This is a genomic window from Paenibacillus sp. strain BS8-2 (assembly GCF_054483835.1).
The window spans coordinates 4,997,501-5,014,788 of sequence record NZ_CM137010.1; the positions used below are offsets into that span (position 1 = coordinate 4,997,501).

The 17,288-nt window shown below is 49.3% G+C and carries 15 protein-coding genes and 1 pseudogene; 2 read left to right on the forward strand and 14 right to left on the reverse strand.

The window, feature by feature from the left end; all coding sequences use genetic code 11:
- The first annotated feature begins 165 nt into the window (after positions 1-165).
- Entirely contained in the window at positions 166-912 is a 747-nt protein-coding gene (locus ACX1C1_RS21840; RefSeq protein WP_458954248.1) for an EcsC family protein, read from the forward strand.
- Positions 913-960: 48 nt separating this feature from the next.
- Here the strand turns inward: ACX1C1_RS21840 and ACX1C1_RS21845 are convergent, their stop codons facing one another.
- The 10 genes and pseudogenes from ACX1C1_RS21845 to ACX1C1_RS21890 form a co-directional block, all read right to left on the reverse strand.
- Positions 961-2,556: a response regulator gene (locus tag ACX1C1_RS21845; RefSeq protein ID WP_458954249.1), complete on the reverse strand. Its 1,596-nt coding sequence runs from the start codon at positions 2,554-2,556 to the stop codon at positions 961-963.
- Positions 2,531-3,168, reverse strand: a pseudogene (locus ACX1C1_RS21850) (sensor histidine kinase); the annotation flags it as partial. The gene ACX1C1_RS21845 and the pseudogene ACX1C1_RS21850, both read right to left, overlap by 26 nt.
- A complete protein-coding gene (locus ACX1C1_RS21855; protein ID WP_458954250.1) occupies positions 3,112-4,401 on the reverse strand; it encodes a cache domain-containing sensor histidine kinase in 1,290 nt (429 codons plus the stop codon). The gene ACX1C1_RS21855 and the pseudogene ACX1C1_RS21850, both read right to left, overlap by 57 nt.
- 63 nt (positions 4,402-4,464) lie before the next feature.
- A complete protein-coding gene (locus tag ACX1C1_RS21860; RefSeq protein WP_458954251.1) occupies positions 4,465-6,030 on the reverse strand; it encodes an extracellular solute-binding protein in 1,566 nt (521 codons plus the stop codon).
- A 138-nt stretch (positions 6,031-6,168) separates the two neighbouring features.
- Entirely contained in the window at positions 6,169-6,537 is a 369-nt protein-coding gene (locus ACX1C1_RS21865; RefSeq protein WP_458957760.1) for a GNAT family N-acetyltransferase, read from the reverse strand.
- 58 nt (positions 6,538-6,595) lie between these two features.
- Positions 6,596-7,402 carry an ABC transporter permease gene (locus ACX1C1_RS21870; protein WP_458954252.1) on the reverse strand — a complete coding sequence of 269 codons (807 nt, stop codon included), beginning with the start codon at positions 7,400-7,402 and terminating at the stop codon, positions 6,596-6,598.
- Positions 7,403-7,406: 4 nt separating this feature from the next.
- The gene (locus tag ACX1C1_RS21875; protein ID WP_458954253.1) at positions 7,407-8,198 is read right to left on the reverse strand and encodes an ABC transporter permease; all 792 of its coding nucleotides are present in this window, start codon (positions 8,196-8,198) and stop codon (positions 7,407-7,409) included.
- Positions 8,191-9,219 carry an ABC transporter ATP-binding protein gene (locus ACX1C1_RS21880; protein ID WP_458954254.1) on the reverse strand — a complete coding sequence of 343 codons (1,029 nt, stop codon included), beginning with the start codon at positions 9,217-9,219 and terminating at the stop codon, positions 8,191-8,193. Before ACX1C1_RS21880 ends, ACX1C1_RS21875 begins: the two co-directional genes overlap by 8 nt.
- Positions 9,220-9,271: 52 nt before the next feature.
- Positions 9,272-10,264, reverse strand: coding sequence for a glycosyltransferase family 2 protein (locus ACX1C1_RS21885; protein WP_458954255.1), 993 nt, complete (start codon positions 10,262-10,264; stop codon positions 9,272-9,274).
- A 15-nt stretch (positions 10,265-10,279) separates the two neighbouring features.
- Positions 10,280-11,308 carry a polysaccharide pyruvyl transferase family protein gene (locus ACX1C1_RS21890; RefSeq protein ID WP_458954256.1) on the reverse strand — a complete coding sequence of 343 codons (1,029 nt, stop codon included), beginning with the start codon at positions 11,306-11,308 and terminating at the stop codon, positions 10,280-10,282.
- Positions 11,309-11,900: 592 nt separating this feature from the next.
- Between ACX1C1_RS21890 and ACX1C1_RS21895 the strand changes: the two genes are divergently transcribed.
- Positions 11,901-13,259: an IS4 family transposase gene (locus ACX1C1_RS21895; RefSeq protein ID WP_458954257.1), complete on the forward strand. Its 1,359-nt coding sequence runs from the start codon at positions 11,901-11,903 to the stop codon at positions 13,257-13,259.
- Here the strand turns inward: ACX1C1_RS21895 and ACX1C1_RS21900 are convergent.
- The 4 genes from ACX1C1_RS21900 to uxuA all read right to left on the reverse strand — a co-directional run bounded on the left by ACX1C1_RS21900 (position 13,242) and on the right by uxuA (position 17,206).
- Positions 13,242-13,838 carry a type 1 glutamine amidotransferase family protein gene (locus ACX1C1_RS21900; RefSeq protein ID WP_458954258.1) on the reverse strand — a complete coding sequence of 199 codons (597 nt, stop codon included), beginning with the start codon at positions 13,836-13,838 and terminating at the stop codon, positions 13,242-13,244. The two genes, ACX1C1_RS21895 and ACX1C1_RS21900, sit on opposite strands and share 18 nt — an antisense overlap.
- 438 nt (positions 13,839-14,276) lie before the next feature.
- Entirely contained in the window at positions 14,277-14,990 is a 714-nt protein-coding gene (locus ACX1C1_RS21905) for a formylglycine-generating enzyme family protein (RefSeq protein ID WP_458957761.1), read from the reverse strand.
- Positions 14,991-15,248: 258 nt separating this feature from the next.
- A complete protein-coding gene (locus ACX1C1_RS21910; protein ID WP_458957762.1) occupies positions 15,249-16,118 on the reverse strand; it encodes an SDR family oxidoreductase in 870 nt (289 codons plus the stop codon).
- The gene (gene uxuA, locus ACX1C1_RS21915) at positions 16,115-17,206 is read right to left on the reverse strand and encodes a mannonate dehydratase (protein ID WP_458954259.1); all 1,092 of its coding nucleotides are present in this window, start codon (positions 17,204-17,206) and stop codon (positions 16,115-16,117) included. Before uxuA ends, ACX1C1_RS21910 begins: the two co-directional genes overlap by 4 nt.
- Positions 17,207-17,288: the final 82 nt, after the last annotated feature.

Sequence of the window (17,288 nt, forward strand, 5' to 3'; positions counted from 1 at the left end):
ATGTTGCCCCTGCTCTCCCACGCAGCTGTTGGTAGCTAGACTCAGCCGGATTACATGAAATCCCCACGATTCCCCGACTTTCGTCGGTAACCGCCACCTTCTTCAGTCCGTTACGTATGATGAGAATGACCGTTACAATTATTCCAACAATGATCTGGGGAGCGAATGCCATTGTATGACGAACGGAAGATAAGAGACGAAATTGCCGCTTGGGAGCAGCAATTATTCAAGCCTCCCGGCTGGCTCGAGAGGACATCTAAGTCCATTGGCACGCGAATCAATCAATTGATTCCGTCCAAAGTACAGACCATCATCACGACCACGATCAAATCGATCGTACGTACAGCTCTGTTCGGTGCGGAATATACACCTCGGAGACCGGTACAGCATACACACACTCTGGAGCTCTCCGACCAAGAGGGCGCGCAATTATTTGCCCTGTACCAGAAAATCGCGGTCGCCGAAGGTGCTGGCACAGGTGCGGGCGGAATTCTGCTAAATGTAGTAGACTTCCCGGCCTTAATTGCGATCAAGATGAAATTTTTGTTCGAGCTCGCGCATGTTTATGGCTACGATACCAAGAACATGTCAGAACGAGTATTCATTCTGAAAGTGTTTCAGCTCACATTCTCAGGTCCCGAACAACGAACCAAGCTTCTTCAAACGATTAAACATTGGGAGTCGGAGAAAGAAGCTTGGTCCGTAGTTCCAGATTTTGCAGGAAACATGGACTGGGAGACGTTTCAAAAAGAATATCGAGACGCAATCGACTTCCGAAAAATGCTGCAAATGATTCCGGGAATCGGTGCTGTAGCAGGCGCATGGGCGAACTACACCATTCTTGAAGAGCTCGGAGAAGCTGCTACGAATGCGTATCGGATACGCAGACTAAATGATACTACTAATCGCTGATTCTCCGGCCTACTGCCGAAGTCAAATTTCCCGTGTCATGTGTTAATGTTATTTCTTGAGCTCGCTCGGAGCCACACCCCAATATTTGCGAAACACTTTGGCAAAGTAACTGATATCCTGATACCCCACGGCAGCCGATGCATCGTACACCTTGGCGTCCGCGAGCAGCAGCTCCTTCGCCTTCTCCATCCGCCTAGCGAGTACGTAGTTCGAGAACACATCGCCCGTCTCCCGTTTGAACAGGCGGCTCAGGTACGAAGGATTCACGTACATCCGCTCCGCCAGCGTATGGAGGGTTAGGTCGCTCCCGAGGTCCCGGTCCACTGTCTCGACGACCAGCTTCACCAGCCGATGACTGGAGTGCTGCCGTTCGCTCAGCATATAAGCCGCAATGTTCAAGTTGACCCGCTTTGCCCACTGCACGATCTGATCCTTGGAAACGAGCTTCTCCAAGGCCAAGAAGTACCCATAGTCTCCATTCAACACGCGCTGCATGGACCAGCCCTGTGTCTGAATCACGCGAGTGAATACACCGCTCAAATAGAGAAGATGCTCGTAGATGAGCTCCGCGGAACCGGCGCTCGCGTATGCCTTCTCCACGTAGCGGTCAACTAAGGCATCCGCCTTCTCCCTCTCACCCGTGTGGACGGCGATCTCCAATTGGCGCTCGAAATCCGCGTCAAGCCTGATCGCCTCGATGTTTCCTGCCGCTTCCGGATACGGAATCGCAATGCCATTGCCGTAGATCGCTCGTCCCTGCAGCGCCTGACAGGCCTGCTGATAGGAGCGCGGCACGCTCGCGAAGTCCCCCGCGCTCCCCATCCCCGCGCTAGCCGTCAGTTTCAAGCATTCCTTCACGACGTTCAGGAGCTTTGCCAATCTTACATTGACCCGCTTGGTCAACTCACTGATGTCTTCCTCCTCTCGTTTCATGAACAGGAGGACGAGAGCACCGTTCGCGTCATTAAATACGGTGACTTCTTCGGGAGGCAACGCTTCCTTGGCAATACTCTCCAGGGAGAATTGCAATAGCGGCATATCCGCAGCGCCGAATCGTGTCTCGTCTTCGGATAGCGGATCGATCACGCACACCGCGACAGCGTACGTCGCATGCTCCCGAAGTTCCATCCGCAGTTCCGCCGAATGTTTGCGCAGTTCCCAATCCGCGTAACGGTTCGTGACCCAGCCGCGCAAGAAATCCTCCTGAAGCTGCGGCAACCGAATTCGCCACATCCGCTTGAGCTCGCTCAGATCGTGTTTCTCCGCCAGCTCGCGACGAATATCCTCAGCAACCTCCGCGACAGCGTTCATCACCTCCTCGTCCCCGGCCGGCTTAAGCAAGTACTTAGCCACTCCGAGACTGATTGCCCGCTGCGCGTAAGCAAATTCATCATGCCCGCTCAAAATAACGATGCGGGTCCCTGTTTCACGAGCCAGAACGGCTTCCGCCAGCGCAAGACCGTCCATCTCGGGCATTTCGATATCGAGCAGGAGAATCTCCGGCATTCTTCGCTCCAGGATAGCGAGCGCATCCTTCCCATTCTCTGCGGTTGCCACTACCTCGATGCCGTGCTTCTCCCACGGAATGTTGTTCACGAGACCGTTCAGAATGAGACTTTCATCTTCGACGATCATCAGATTCATGCCTTTCTTCCCCCTCCCATTCACTCAGGCATCGATCCGCCGGCAGATCGATGCGGACGGTCGTCCCCGCTCCTTCATGACTTTCGATTATAAATTCGGCGGTATCGCCATAGTACAAACGAATCCTCGATTTCACATTGCGCAGGCCGAAAAATTCCCCGTTCCGCTCCGTGCCGACGACATGCATCTCTCCTGGGCCGCAGTCGGCCAGCGCGTCGCGAATTCGTGCCATTGTATCCTCGCTAATTCCTTTTCCGTTATCCGATACGGTCAGCACGAGACGATCCCCTTTGCGCTCGGCCGCAATGCGCAGCTCCCCGTCCCGCTTCTTCTTCTCGAGCCCGTGCAGAATGGCATTCTCGACAAGTGGCTGCTGAATCAGCTTCAGTACATAAAGCCCGGCGCTTTCTGGGTCCGTGTCATACCGGACAGTGAATTGCCCAACGAACCGAAGCTGCTGTACACGGATATAGTAGCCGAGATGGGAGAACGTCTCCTCGACCGTGAACGCCTCTCTCCCTTTGCTTAAGCTAAGGCGGAAAAACTTTGATAGGTTCAGCACCATCTCGCCGATTTCTTCGGCATTGTAATTTTTGGCCGACCAGTAGATCGAATTAAGCGGTTGTACAGAAAGTGGGGGTTGATCTGAGACTGGAGAAACTTCAGCTCCGTCTTGGTCAGCAGCAACTGCTGCTCGTAGATGTCCCGGATCAAGTGACGTTGCTGCTCAACCGTCTGGTTGAACGCGTCGGTCAAGTAACCAAGCTCGTCCTGCCGCCTATTCGCGAGCCTTGTATCGAGCTTGCCGAGCCGAAGCAGCTTCATGCCCTCCACCAGCGAGGAGATCGGCGACGCGATGCCGCTGTAGACGACCCAAGAGATCCAGACCGCGAGCAAGCAGCTGAGGAGAATCATTCCGTACGAAAAATACTCCAGCGGCTTCGATTTCTTATAAATCTCGTTTTCTGGCTGTTCGAGCAGAAGCATCCATCCGGTGGAAGGCGAATCGACTCTCAATACCATGTTGCTTCGCTCCGATTCCAGCAGTTCCAGCACCGTCTTACTCTCGCCGGACCCGGACTGGTCTTCCAATTTCTCCATTCTATCGGCTGCCGCGTTCGTCACGATCAACCGTCCGTTGTTGTCCAGCAGGTAGACATGCGAGCCGTCGCTCGGAACGAGGCTCATCAAATCATTCAGCAACTTGCTCTTCGGCACGGACAACATCAGGACGTTGGTCCCTTGCTCCCGGCTATACAGATCCATGCGCTGCATAAGCATAATCTGGGACTTGTTGTATACGGGATCGGCCCAACCCATGAGCTCGGTCTCATGATGATCCGGGATATACAGGACATATGAGCCGTTCGACTGCATGACCTCGCGGTACCACTGCTCCTCTGCCGCACGCGGCCTATGAAGCGAACCTATGCTGCTCGACAACAGTCTCCCCGAGTTGCCGTGGTAGACAGTCACGGCAGATAAGCTTGGATTAACCGCCGCGATGTTGGATATCTCCTCCATCACACTAGTGAAATCGATGAGCGTCTCCGTCGACAGACGTTCTCCATCATGATGATTCAGCAGCGCCGTCAGGCCGCGGTCCGTCGAGAGGAGCGTCGACAAGCTTTTGACCCCGCCCATCGTCAAATCTATATACTCAAGAGTCGAGCCCATTGCGCTTGTCGTCCGCTCGCCAAGCTCCTGCTCCAGGATTCGCTGAGAGCGGTCGTTAGCGAACAAGCTGAACGCGATGAGCGGCACCAGAATCATGATGAAAGAACAGGTCAGCCTAAACTGGATAGACTGCTTGAACAAGTCCCTGAAATCATTGAGCCGCCGCATCTCCTTATCTCCTTTCTCTGTGCCTGCATCAGTTGTGTCCCTCTTGTGTTTGCCGAATCGGGTTTATTGGTTCTCCGCATACCAAACGTTAACTTCCTCCGTTATCTCGTTTCCGCCTTTATCCCTCCACTCCTCGACGAACCTGTCGAACGCTTCGATTGGTTGCTTGCCGATAATGATCTCCGTAAAGAAATCCGTCGCAAGTTTGTTCAAATCCTTGTAATACTTGCCCATGCCTGGTGTAGGTACGCCCAAATATTGATCTCGAATAGCTACCTCGGCAATACGGTCGATGTTATCGTTCAGCTTGAACTCCTCGCCGAGCGAATCGAGACGTTCCTTCTCCTCTTCCGCGTTATACGGTCGAATCGACTCGCCCAGCGTTTGACGGTAAATATGTTCGTTATGCTTCTCGAAGTCGGTCGCGATCTTGCCGTCAACCATCTTCCACACCTCATTCTCGAAGCCGAGCAGCAACGTTTTGTAGCCGGCGCCATTCATAAAGTTGAACATACGGACGATCGCATCGACGTTTTTGCTCGTAATCGGAACGACGTTGTAGCCCGCGATATATCCGAAACCCATCGTGCCCTGCCGGCCTTGCGGTCCCGTCGGGAAGTCGAGCGCCATCCATTCCGCCTTCGGATCCTGTTGCATGCTTACCCTGATCGGTCCGCGGGTGTCGTACCACAAGGCCGAGAACAGACCGACTTGTCCGCGCGCGATCTTCTCACTGAAATTCGGCTCCTTATTAAGCAGCCACTCCGGATCGATTAAGCCGTCCTTGTACAGACCTGCGATAAAAGCGAGTGCTTCCTTCATCTCCGGCAGCGTATCCGAATGGACGAGCTTCCCGTCCCTCTCCGCCCACATGTCCGTTTGGAGGCCGAACGCTCCAATGAGCGGCGCCATTCTCGCTAGATTTTCCGCCATGATAAAGCCGTATGTGTCGTCCTTGCCGTTGCCGTCCGGATCGTCTTCCTTGAATGCACGCATCACTTCGCGATATTCCTCGAGCGTTCTAGGCGGCTGCAGGCCGAGATGGTCCAGCCAATCCTTGCGAACATACATAAGCTCGTTGCCCGTCACTGCGTTCATGGACGGTATCGCATAAATTTGACCGTTAATCGTCACCGTCTTCCATGCATCCTCCGGAATATTGTTCAGCAGATCCTGACCATATTTCTCGAGCGACTCGTTAAGCGGTTGGAGCGCATTCCGTTTCACGTAGCTTTCGAACCAGCTGGCGTCCGACGTGTAGAGAGAGTCCGGCAAGTCGCCCGAAGCCATAATGACGTTCAGCGCATCCTGATAGCCGTCCGCCGGCGGGAATTGCAGCGTAATGTTCAGATTCGTGTTCTCCCGAATGTAATCGATATACGGATTGTTATTTTCGTCCATGCCATCCGGGAACTTGCGTCCGCCATTGTTGAAGACGACCTTGATCGAAGATTGCTCTGGTACTGCTGCGATCGTGTCGTTACCGATTGAAGTCCCAAGGGATACCTCCGGCAAATCGGCAGAACCAACTGTTTTCCCGCTCCCTTCGTTGCCGTTCGACGTACAAGCAGACAAGCCCGCCATAGCAGCAATCAGCGAGAGCGATACGCTTTGTTTCCATTTGGCCATAGGGATGGATCCTTTCTAATTATCGTAGATGCAGCTATTGTACATATCGTCGATATAGTCTTGGAAAATGAGAAAGGAGCCGTGCATAAGCAAAGCCCCTCCAACTCTATGATCCAATTCAAGGATACAATTTCACCTTTAGAACCTACCGTAATCCGACTTTACAAGACCATATACATCAACATCTTCGTACGTATCAGCTAGAAGGCGATTCTGTTTTAATGTTCCCTCTTTACGCAAACCAGCTTTCTCTAACACCCTTACGGAAGCTTTGTTTCTCGTTATGGCGGTTGCCCAAATTCTGTTGAGTCCGAGTTCCACAAATCCGGATTCGATCATTCGCCGAGCCGCCTCGGTAGCATAACCGTGCCCCCAGAAGTCTCGACCCATCCAATAACCGAGTTCGCCCCTATTGTTGAGCTTATCTACTCTAAGGGTAATCGTTCCTATGATCTCATTTGATTCTTTTAACACGATTCGTAGAGGGAACTCAGTCCCCTCTTTGATCCTCGATCACTAAACGATCACTTTCTATTTTCACAACTACGCCTCACCTTCACTCCGTCTAATTCCCTACGCTCTCGTACTTCTTCAAACCTTTATTAAATATCAGTATGGCCATCCCCAAGCAATAGATCGCGACAATCGGACATAGAATCCCCAGCAGCAACGACGAGCTGTCCTTCTCGAATAGATAGGAGGCCGGAACATAGCTGGCAAAGGAAAACGGAATGATGACGGAAATAAGCACCTTAATGCCGACGGAATAAATGCTGATCGGGAACTTGGCAAAATCGGCAAGCGTACTAACCATCATCGAGAACGGATTGCCGGAACCCAGCAACCAGAACGCGATGCAATTCGCCGCGAGATTGATCGCCGTACGTATCACGATGCTAGATAGGATAAGCAGGCCGAAAAACAGCGCCTTGCCGATACTCCACTCCACTTGCACTTGAATGAGCGAATAGATGATGAGAAACGCCCCGACCGTCAAATTGCCGAGTCCGTTCATTCCTACCGCTGAGCTTAGAACCTGCAGGATCGGCGAGACGGGACGAACCAAATAGATATCCATGCCTCCTCGAAGAATATAGGCGCTTAACCGCCAGGTCCCCTCGAAGAAGAAGGTCGAACAGCCCGTCGCAAAAAACAAGATGGCATACATCAGCACGACTTCCCACATCGTCCACCCGTGTATTTCCGGTATTTGCATGAACACGACCCAAATAAAGATAAACCCTAATACTTGGGTTAACACTGCTGCCGACATCAAGATATAAAAGTCGGATTGATACTCCAAAATAGCCTTCACATTTTGATTCATGTACCTGTAAAACAAATAGAAAGGACGCCGGATTGAAGCTTTCATGTCTTTATCCTCCATGGATGGTCACCTGTTTAATCGCCCAATTCCACAACAGCTTGCCTGCTGCCCACAGAATCACAACCCAAACGAACTGCAAGCCGATGAGTCGCAAAGCTTCCATTCCAACCACTCTTTCGAGATAAATGGATGCGGGGATAAAGACGATGCCTTGAAACGGTAAATACGTACACAGCACTTCAAGCCACTTGGGGAAAAACACTAATGGAATTAATGCCCCTGAAAGCAGATTCATAATCGCCGTTCGCGCCAGCGAGAGACCATACCTGCTCGTTGTGTAGAAACAAAGCAGACAAGTGAGATAGATGATGCTGAACTTGATGAGCAGCGCGGCGCCAACACTAATAATTAACAGCAGCCACGTGTACCAACTCGGATTGTATACCCCCGAGAATATGGTCGGGGCCAGAATGAAGATCATGGCGATACATACAATACTCTCAAAAACGCTAGCTCCCAGAACCTCGGAGAGACGTGCCTTCTGGAAATCAACAGGCTTAAGCAGGTCAAGAGCGACCGTGCCGTCAACGATTTTGCCCGAGATCGTACCTTCGGAGTAAAAAGAAATTAATCCGTTCATGAAAAAGCTGACGATCAGATATCCTTTCATTTGCTCCCACGACAATCCGGCAAGCTGCTCTTTGCTTGAATACACCACATCCCACAAATAAAAGATGGACAGAAGGTAAATCAGATTAGCTAATATGCTAATAATGAAGGTGCCTCGGTAAGCGGCCGTATTCTGCATCGAAAGTTTGCCTAACGAAAGATACTTATACACGTTGATCACCTGTCAGCTGCAGATTGCCTTCGTAAATGTTTTTGACAATATGATCGATCTTGGATTCGTCGAATTTAAAGTCGATGACCTCGGTATGCTTCATGACATGAGCGACGATTTCGCCGGCTGGGATTTCATTTCCATCAAATTGTATGGAGAGCACATTCCCGATATTGCTTAATCTATCGATCGCAAACCTTTGCTTCATGTCCTGCATTAATACGTGAACCGTGTCTACTTCTTTTAATTGCAGATGGATGGTTCTAGCTTTGCCGCCATACTGTCTTCTTAAATCATCCAGATTGCCATCGTAAATAACGATTCCCTTATCAATGACAATAAGGCGACGACAGATATCTTCGATATCCTCGAGATCATGGGTTGTCAGCAGTACGGTTGTGCCCTGCTCTTGATTCATCTGCTTGATAAATTTGCGTATTTTGGATTTGACCGAGATGTCAAGACCAATCGTGGGCTCATCCAGAAAAACGATTTGAGGATTATGTATCAGTGCTGCCGCCAGATCGGCCCTCATTCTCTGTCCAAGCGAAAGCTTGCGAGCCGGCAAATGGAGAAATTGATCCAGATCCAACAGCTCCGTGAAACGATCCATATTGCTTTTGAACATCGCCTCCGGTATGGCATAAATATCCTTCAGCAATGAAAAGGATTCCCTGACGGGCAAGTCGAGCCAAAGCTGTGTTCTCTGGCCGAAGACGACTCCGATGTTATAGGCGTTGTTTATCCGATTTTTGTGAGGGATCTTCCCATTGATGTGCACCGATCCCGAGGTTGGGACCAGAATGCCGGACAACATTTTAATCGTCGTCGATTTGCCGGCGCCGTTCGGTCCGAGGAATGCTATGGAATCCCCTTGGTCGATCGAGAAGCTAATATCGTTCACCGCACATTTATCTACGAACTTTTGCGTATAGAGATGTTTGATCGCACCTTTGAGACCTGGCTCGCGCATGGCTTGCCGGTACGTTTTGTTCAGCCTATCGACTATAATCTGACTCATGCTGACCTCCGTCGTTTGCTCTATCTATTTATCTATTTATCTATTTATCTATTTATGCTCCCTGTGCGTCTCTTAAAAGCTTTGCGTAGTCCTTGACGAACAAGCTGCCCGAGTGATCACGTATAAACTGGACCATCTCATTCGCTTCAAACCAGTTGAAATCGCCTTTGAATACTCTTTGAAAGATAAGAATTTCAGGATTCGTAAATTTGGAGTAGAAATACTCGAAATTGCGAGTTAGCTCCTTACCTTCATCGCTGCCGCGAGGATGCACTTGATGGAAGTTCAATGCATTTGGATGAAAAGCAAAGGAGAAGCCCCGTTGCTTCAAACGATAGGCAAAATCCGTATCCTCAAGTCCCCAGCCCGAATAATTTTCGTCAAACGATAGACCTTCCAGACTCGTGCGGTCCACGGCCATGTTGCCTGTCGTAGCTAACACCCAATCAAAATGGAAGCCCGTCAGCTTATCCGTATACTTCTCTACTACAACCTTATAGTTGTCCATGGGCTCGTACAAATAAAATTCATCGATCACTCCGTTACCGCGAAGCATCAGATCCTCCGGCATAAACAATCCTGGGCTCGATTCATCCAGCAGCTCGGGCAGTTTCTCTCGGTTCTTGACCAGGAAGGGATACATTCTGCTCATAGGCAGCTTCAAGCTTTCCTCCAGTCTCGATAACATGACATGTTTGGAGCCGATGCTTACGGTACGTGGATTCTCATTCAGTAGATTGACATGTTCGCTCACAAAGTGCTGGGACGGAATTCGGTCGTCATCATTAAATATGAGGTATTTTCCGTTTGCCAGGCCTAATGCCGTATTTCTGGCTTTCGCCCTACCACTATTCTCTTGATAACAATATTGAATGGACAGGTAAGCCTTATACTTTTCGACAATCGCGCGCGTATCGTCCGTACTGCCGTCATCGACAACTACGATTTCGAAATCTTTGAAGGTCTGATTCACAAATCCGGCGAGCGTACGATCCAAATAAAATGATTTGTTGTGTGTAGGCATAATGATCGAAACCGAACTCATATGGTATTCTCCTGTCTATGTTGATCTCGTTTGTAAATCCTTCTCAAGCAGTACGATATCGGGATTGCCGCATTCATCTACGAAGTATTGAATTTTGGGGGAGTAATTATAAGCCAGGCATTTGATGTTCAAATAATGTGCGCATACGGCAACATGCAATCTGGAAGTGAGGATGAGGTCGGCTTCCGCAATGTACTGATATTTGTCCAGATAATCTTTTGTTGTGTGATGGATAACCGGGATAGAGGGATCCAGACTGTTCAATATTTCAACGAACTTCATTCCGACTCTATTGTCCTGCCATGAATCCGTGTCCATTAACGTAATCTGTTCCATCCGATGCTCGCGGTACAGATCCAAGCTATAACGGGCAATGATTTCGAAGTTTTCCCCAGTCGTGTCCTTGCTGTACGCTCTCAGGTTTCTCCAAGCCAGCAGCAGATTTTTTTTCTTGTCCGGATTCGCTTGATGGCTCCCGCGGCTTTCTACTAAAGTCATAATGCTTTCGTTGGCCGCATCTTCCATTCTCTCTACCTTCTTCTTATTTATGAAGGCATATTGGCTTGCCTGTTTGAAAGAAGTATCGTCTCGCAAGCCAACGTATGACGATAGATTAATTAACGCCCTCGTTTTCAGCTTTCGACTTAATCGGTTTAATGCGCCAATACCCACGCTGTAGTAGCCGATTTTTTTGCCCCTCAGCTTGGCACGGATCATGAAATCAAAGAATCCGTCTCCTTCTTCGTCCGTGAAGCAAGTCCCTCCGCCCCATATGACCAAATCGCTGTCGCGGGAAAATTCGTGGAACAGCTTCAAATTTTCTTTTTTTAACTTTCGGCCAAGCAGCTTGCCCACCTTGATCTCGGGGTCGATCCAGTTGATTTCGCCAAACCCGACGATATTGATCTTAACGTTGGCTGCTTCTAACATCGTAATAATGGATTTCAGCATCATATCATCGCCGAAATTATTGGCACCATGATAGCCGATAACGGTTACTTGCTTCATTCTTTTCAACAGATTGCCGAAGCGTTCAGGCGTCAAGCGATTACCTACTTTCTGCATGTAGTGGGATAAGTTGCAGGATCGTCCGCCACCTTCGGGAGGAGCTCTCTTTTTTCCAATTGTTCTGCCAATGTACTTCAGTATTTTTCTAAATCTTGTTTTAGTGTAGAAGAGATGTATGCGTATTGGCAGTGGACAATCCTTTTATTTCTGGTTATATTCGACACAAATTTCCTTTGAATCCAAATCATTCACCATTACAAAAGGCATACCGCTGCCTTTTTTGCCGACTGGTTGGACATGACTGAAGTCATTAATATGACATAACAAAAAGCTGTCGATGAAATCATCAACAGCTTACCTCAGCATTCACTTTGTTCATCTGTTACACAGCATTCAACATGCCTTGTATTTCCATACTGTCATTGGATTGAATGCATCAACTCGTAGAAATATTTAGGTTCATGAGTTTTATTAACTCAACTTTCGCACCTAATAAATCAGCTTAAGCCCATACGTCATCTATATTTGGGGCGTATGAGATACCTGGCTTGAAAATAGAAAAACACCGCTTTGTTTGGTAAAGTGAAAGTGCGACCAATCACTACCACACAGAAGAGGTGTCTTCTCTATGATAGAGCAAAATCAGCCATTCGATCAACTACCAAACGAGATAAAATCAGCTTTTCAGGAACTTAAAGTGGTCAAGCATCTGAATAACGCGGGCTTTAAGAAGAAATTCGGCTTCACCTGTGCGACATTATTCCGAATCATTTTTGTGCTGCTGTTTCAACAGAAGAACTGGTTTCGTCTACTCGAGAGCCATAGAGGTACGAATTATCCGGGTAAAGATGCGGTGTATCGCTTTCTCAATCACAGCGGATATGCTTGGCGCCGCTTTTTAACGCTACTGAGTCGCGAGACCGTTCATCGAATGGAGAACCTAACCTCTGACGCACGCGAGACAGCGTTCATCTTTGACGACTCGATGTTTGAACGTAACCGGAGCAAGGCTGTCGAGATGCTAGCACGCTTCAAAGATCATGCCACTGGGGCGTACTACAAGGGTTTTCGCCTGCTAACCATGGGCTGGACGGATGGACACTCCTTCGTTCCGGTTGACTTCTCGCTTCTTAGCTCGAACAACTCTAGCATTAATGGGATTGCGGACGGAATCGATAAACGCTCGTCCGGTTACAAGCGTCGAAAAGAAGCGATGCAAAGTGCTCCTGTAAACATCACATTCATGCTAGATCGCGCTATTGCTGCCGGTATGTCTGCATCTTATGTGCTCATGGATAGCTGGTTCACTCACGCGCCGCTGATTCAAGAGATGCGTGATCGCAAGCTCGACGTCATTGGCATGGTCAAAAATGATAAAAAGCGATATCTGGTGGATGGGAAACGCCTTTGCCTGGATTCGCTCTATGCAATGGCGGCACGTATCGAAGGGAAGAACCGAAACATCCTTCGCCAGATTCGAACAGAACTAGCCCCGGGGATTCCGGTCACTGTTGTATTCGTTCGTCATCGATCCAAGAAGAAGGAATGGCTGGCGATCCTCTCTACCGATCTTACGTTATCTGCTTCGGACATCATTCGGATTTACAGAATGCGTTGGGAAATTGAAGTCTTTTTTAAGTGCGCCAAATCCTTGCTGCGACTGCAAAAGGAGTTTCAAGGCCGATCTTATGATCTGCTCATTAGCCACACAACGATCGTATTCGCTCGTTACATCTTACTTGCCTGGCAGCATCGCCAGAGCACAGACCAACGAACCATTGGAGGTCTGTTCTATTTGTTGTGCGACGAAGTGGGCACGATGGATTGGGTGGTTGCGCTTCAACAACTGGTTGAAATGATGAACGAAATTGCTGCAAAGGCAGGAAAGAGAATCTCAAAACTGATTCATCGTCAACTCCAGAATTGGATTGCCGATTTACCTAGCTACATCAAGGCTTATTTGCCAATTTCAAGCTGCGAAAGTTGAGTTATTAAGATGATACCAAGCGTCTGATGTTTTTGGAGAAAATACATCTAGCGCTTTTAAAACATGGACAGAAAATTCTAATGGAGCTACTCCGGATGCGGTGATCAATCTCCCATCGGTGACAGCAGATTCCATTTTGTAATATTCTTCGCCCGTGTAAGAATGGCAAACCATTTTAAGGTAGGCCAAATCATTGCTTGTATGCCAACTTGAATCTAACAATCCTGCTTGAGCAAGTCCTAAGGTAGCACCGCAAATTGCTCCAACTATTATCCCTTCCTTTAAATACATTTCGGCCATTTTTAATATGGGCACGTGAATAGATTCTGTCCATGTATTTCCACCAGGTAAAATGAGTGCATCTACGTTTTTAATGCTGCACTCCTCCACTGTAATGTCAGGCATTATTTTCAATCCGCCCATTGTAGTTACTGGAGTCTTTTCTATCCCAACGGTGACTATTTTGGCGGGAGCCAGCCCCTGCCTGAAGTATCTTCCAGAGTTCAGTTCGGCGGCTAAATAACCTATTTCCCAATCGGACATGGTATCAAACACATAAAGATATACTGTATGATTCATTTCTAAGTGCTCCTCACAAAGTTTATTAGGTAACTGCAACCATTCATCTTTAACGATGGTTATCATTATAATAAAACAGCTTCACTGACAACTGCTGTCAGTGAAGCTGTTAAACTTGAAAATATTCCAACATGTGTATACTGTGATTCTTCCTCAAGTAAAAAAATTGCTTGCGTTGATGTCCGCTCCTGCATACGATGCTCCCAAAACCAATGTATTGTGCATACCGGCTGAACAGGAAGCCACTAAAAAACTCGCGAGATTGACCGTTTGTCCATATAGAACAAAGATGAAGAAGACATCCCACCCAGGTATCTGGGAGGGGTGTCTTCTTTTTCGGACTGTATCGAGGTGTTTTATTGGAACGGAGTGACGGACAAGGTGCTTTTTCCTCTAAGTTTGCTCCATCCTTTCTCAACTGTTACTGGTTGATGGCCATTAACATTTTGTAAGCGCTATTCTAAAACCAAGATCATCTATCTTGAAATCGGGCATGCTTTTCCTTCTACTCGTAGAACCACAACTGTTCTCAACCTCAGCCCAACTGCCTCCTCGGAATACTCTATAGTTCCCATATCGCTGATTATCATATAGATCCCAGCACCATTCCCAGACGTTCCCGATCATATCGTAAAGCCCCCATGGATTAGGGAGCAATTGTCCCACTTGTTGAACTGATCCATTGGAGTTATCTTGATACCAAGCAATTTGATCAATTCCTGCATACCGATATCCCGTGGTACCCGCTTTGCAAGAATATTGCCATTCAGCGTCTGATAGTAATCGAAAGCCATTCGCTGCCTTATTATATATCGTGTTCACACTTTCATTTGTGATGGTGTAGCATTCCGTCTTCCCCAACATTCTGGACAATGTATTGCAAAAGGAAATCGAATCCAGCCACGAAACGTCCGTAATGGGTAGGTTATTCAACATTGGCGCTATTTCTTCTTCGTTCATGACAAAATGATACAACTGCTGTGTTACCGGATACTTCATTACATAAAAATGTTCAATCGTCTCCGTCCATGTAATTTCCTTTTTATGACTTCCGGGATTCGATAACTTATAATCCGAACTAAGCCATTTATTCGTATTCACATAATCACGTAATTCAATGCTTCCTCCCTTTACTGGCACCATCAAATTCATTAATTGTTTTAGAAAACGCTCTCTGTTACTTTCGTCCTTTTGGATTGGTATAAAGTCCATCCGCTTATCTCCTTTGTTTTGGATTCAGCCGATGTCGGCATGACGAATTGATTTTGGCTAATATCGTATTAAATACTTTGATGGAAATTCATGAAGTGGGAGGTATCAGGTTCTCTTCGTCCCCATAGACTATCGGGTACTCAGCGAATGAAATCCAATTATTCCAACTCACTAAGCACAGCTTCTGTCTGGAGAAACCTACACGCCCGAATAAGCCATGAACCCGCCATCGACCGGAACCGTCACACCGGTGACGAAACCCGATGCGTTGTCGTCGACGAGCCACATGAGCGTGCCGAGCAAGTCCTGGGGCTTGCCGAACCGGCGCATCGGCGTGTGTGTGATAATCTTGTGCGAGCGTTCGGTGAGCGAGCCGTCTTCGTTCGTGAGCAAGCGGCGATTCTGCTCGGTCAGGAAGAAGCCCGGCGCGATGGCGTTCACACGAATGCCCACTTCCGCCATATGCACAGCGAGCCACTGCGTGAAGTTGTCGATGGCTGCCTTCGCCGCGCTATACGCAGGTACCTTCGTCATCGGACTCGGCGCGCTCATCGAGGAGATGTTCAGCACTGTCGCGCCAGGCTTGTTCACCATGTGCTTCGCGAAGACTTGCGTCGGAATGAGAGTACCCAGAAAATTAAGGTTGAACACATGGGAGAATCCGTCCACCTTCAGATCGAAGAACGTCTTCACCTCAGGGTTCGCGAGATCCTCTGTCCGGAAGATCTCCTTCGTCGTAATGCCTTCCGGATGGTTACCCCCCGCGCCATTGATGAGGATATCGCACGGTCCGAGCTGCTCCGAGATGACGGCGTCCGCTTGCCTCACGCTCTCTGCATCCAACACGTTGCAAGCGACAGCGATCGCGATGCCGCCAGCCTGTCGGATCTGCTCGGCGACCTCTTCGCCCTTCTCAGCAGTGCGGTTCAAGATCGCGACCTTCACGCCATGACGCCCCAACTCTCTTGCCATCTCCGAGCAAAGCACGCCGCTGCCGCCGGTAATGACGGCTACGCGCCCTTGCAAGTGATCCTTCTGACCGTTACTGCTGCTTACACTTCTACTCATGCCCGTTTCGCCCCCTGTCCACGCAATCGCTTCGCCCGTTCCGCCGCGTCCCATATTCCCCACAAGTACATGATGCCGAGCGCCCGATCGTACAAGCCGTAGCCCGGTCTGCATTGCTCGTCCCAGATATGTCTGCCATGATCCGGTCGCACGTAGCCGGTGAAGCCGATGTCGCTATACGCTTGTACGATGCCGGTCATATCGACCGTACCATCCTGCGTCCGGTGGGACGACTCGATGAAGTCGCCGTTGTCGTACACGCGCACGTTGCGCAGATGAGTGAACGGAATACGATCCGCGAACTCGTGTACCATGGAGATGATATCGTTGCTCGGATTCGTGCCTAGCGAGCCGCTACACAGCGTGACGCCGTTGCTCGGACTGTCCACGAAGCTGAGTATGCGCCGGATGTCGCCTTGGCTCTTCACGATGCGCGGCAGTCCGAAGATCGAGTACGGCGGATCATCCGGGTGGATCGCCATGCGGATGCCGTGCTCCTCGGCCACCGGAACGACTTGCTCGAGGAAGTATCGCAGGTTGTCCCGCAGCTTCTCTTCGGTCACGTCCTTATACGCTTCGAACAACTCGGACAATCGTCCAAGACGCTCCGGCTCCCAGCCGGGCATCGTCAGCTCCGGATTACCCGCGATGGAGCGAACGAGCTCCATCGGGTCCATAAACTCGATCTTCGCCTTCTCCATGAACATCGCCGTTGAGCCGTCCTCCAGCTCCTTGTACAGATCGGTGCGCGCCCAATCAAATACCGGCATGAAGTTATAGCAGATCGTCTTCACGCCGACCGTCGCCAGTTTCGCGATCGTCTTCTTGTAATTATCGATATAGAGGTCTCTAGAAGGTAAGCCAATCTTTATATCGTCATGCACATTCACGCTTTCGACGACTTCCAGGTGCAAGCCGGACTCGTCGGACAGCTTCTTATAGGCCATAATCTTGTCCATCGGCCATTCCTCGCCCGCAGGCATGTCGTGCAGCGCCCATACGATGCCTTCTACGCCCGGAATCTGCTTAATCTGCTTCAGAGATACGGAATCGTTGCCCTCGCCGTACCAGCGGAATATCATCTTCATTGCTCGACTCTCCTTGCTATCGAATAATATTCTAATCCTACCTATTGTAGGCGATCTTTTCTTGCGCGCCTATTTCACAATC

Excerpts from the sequence above, each read along its gene's own strand:
- ACX1C1_RS21840 (WP_458954248.1), top strand. The coding sequence starts at position 166 with ATGCCATTGTATGACGAACGGAAGATAAGAGACGAAATTGCCGCTTGG.
- ACX1C1_RS21845 (WP_458954249.1), bottom strand. The coding sequence starts at position 2,556 with ATGAATCTGATGATCGTCGAAGATGAAAGTCTCATTCTGAACGGTCTC.
- ACX1C1_RS21855 (WP_458954250.1), bottom strand. The coding sequence starts at position 4,401 with ATGCGGCGGCTCAATGATTTCAGGGACTTGTTCAAGCAGTCTATCCAG.
- ACX1C1_RS21860 (WP_458954251.1), bottom strand. The coding sequence starts at position 6,030 with ATGGCCAAATGGAAACAAAGCGTATCGCTCTCGCTGATTGCTGCTATG.
- ACX1C1_RS21870 (WP_458954252.1), bottom strand. The coding sequence starts at position 7,402 with ATGAAAGCTTCAATCCGGCGTCCTTTCTATTTGTTTTACAGGTACATG.
- ACX1C1_RS21880 (WP_458954254.1), bottom strand. The coding sequence starts at position 9,219 with ATGAGTCAGATTATAGTCGATAGGCTGAACAAAACGTACCGGCAAGCC.
- ACX1C1_RS21885 (WP_458954255.1), bottom strand. The coding sequence starts at position 10,264 with ATGAGTTCGGTTTCGATCATTATGCCTACACACAACAAATCATTTTAT.
- ACX1C1_RS21895 (WP_458954257.1), top strand. The coding sequence starts at position 11,901 with ATGATAGAGCAAAATCAGCCATTCGATCAACTACCAAACGAGATAAAA.
- ACX1C1_RS21900 (WP_458954258.1), bottom strand. The coding sequence starts at position 13,838 with ATGAATCATACAGTATATCTTTATGTGTTTGATACCATGTCCGATTGG.
- ACX1C1_RS21905 (WP_458957761.1), bottom strand. The coding sequence starts at position 14,990 with ATGAATTTGATGGTGCCAGTAAAGGGAGGAAGCATTGAATTACGTGAT.
- ACX1C1_RS21910 (WP_458957762.1), bottom strand. The coding sequence starts at position 16,118 with ATGAGTAGAAGTGTAAGCAGCAGTAACGGTCAGAAGGATCACTTGCAA.
- uxuA (WP_458954259.1), bottom strand. The coding sequence starts at position 17,206 with ATGAAGATGATATTCCGCTGGTACGGCGAGGGCAACGATTCCGTATCT.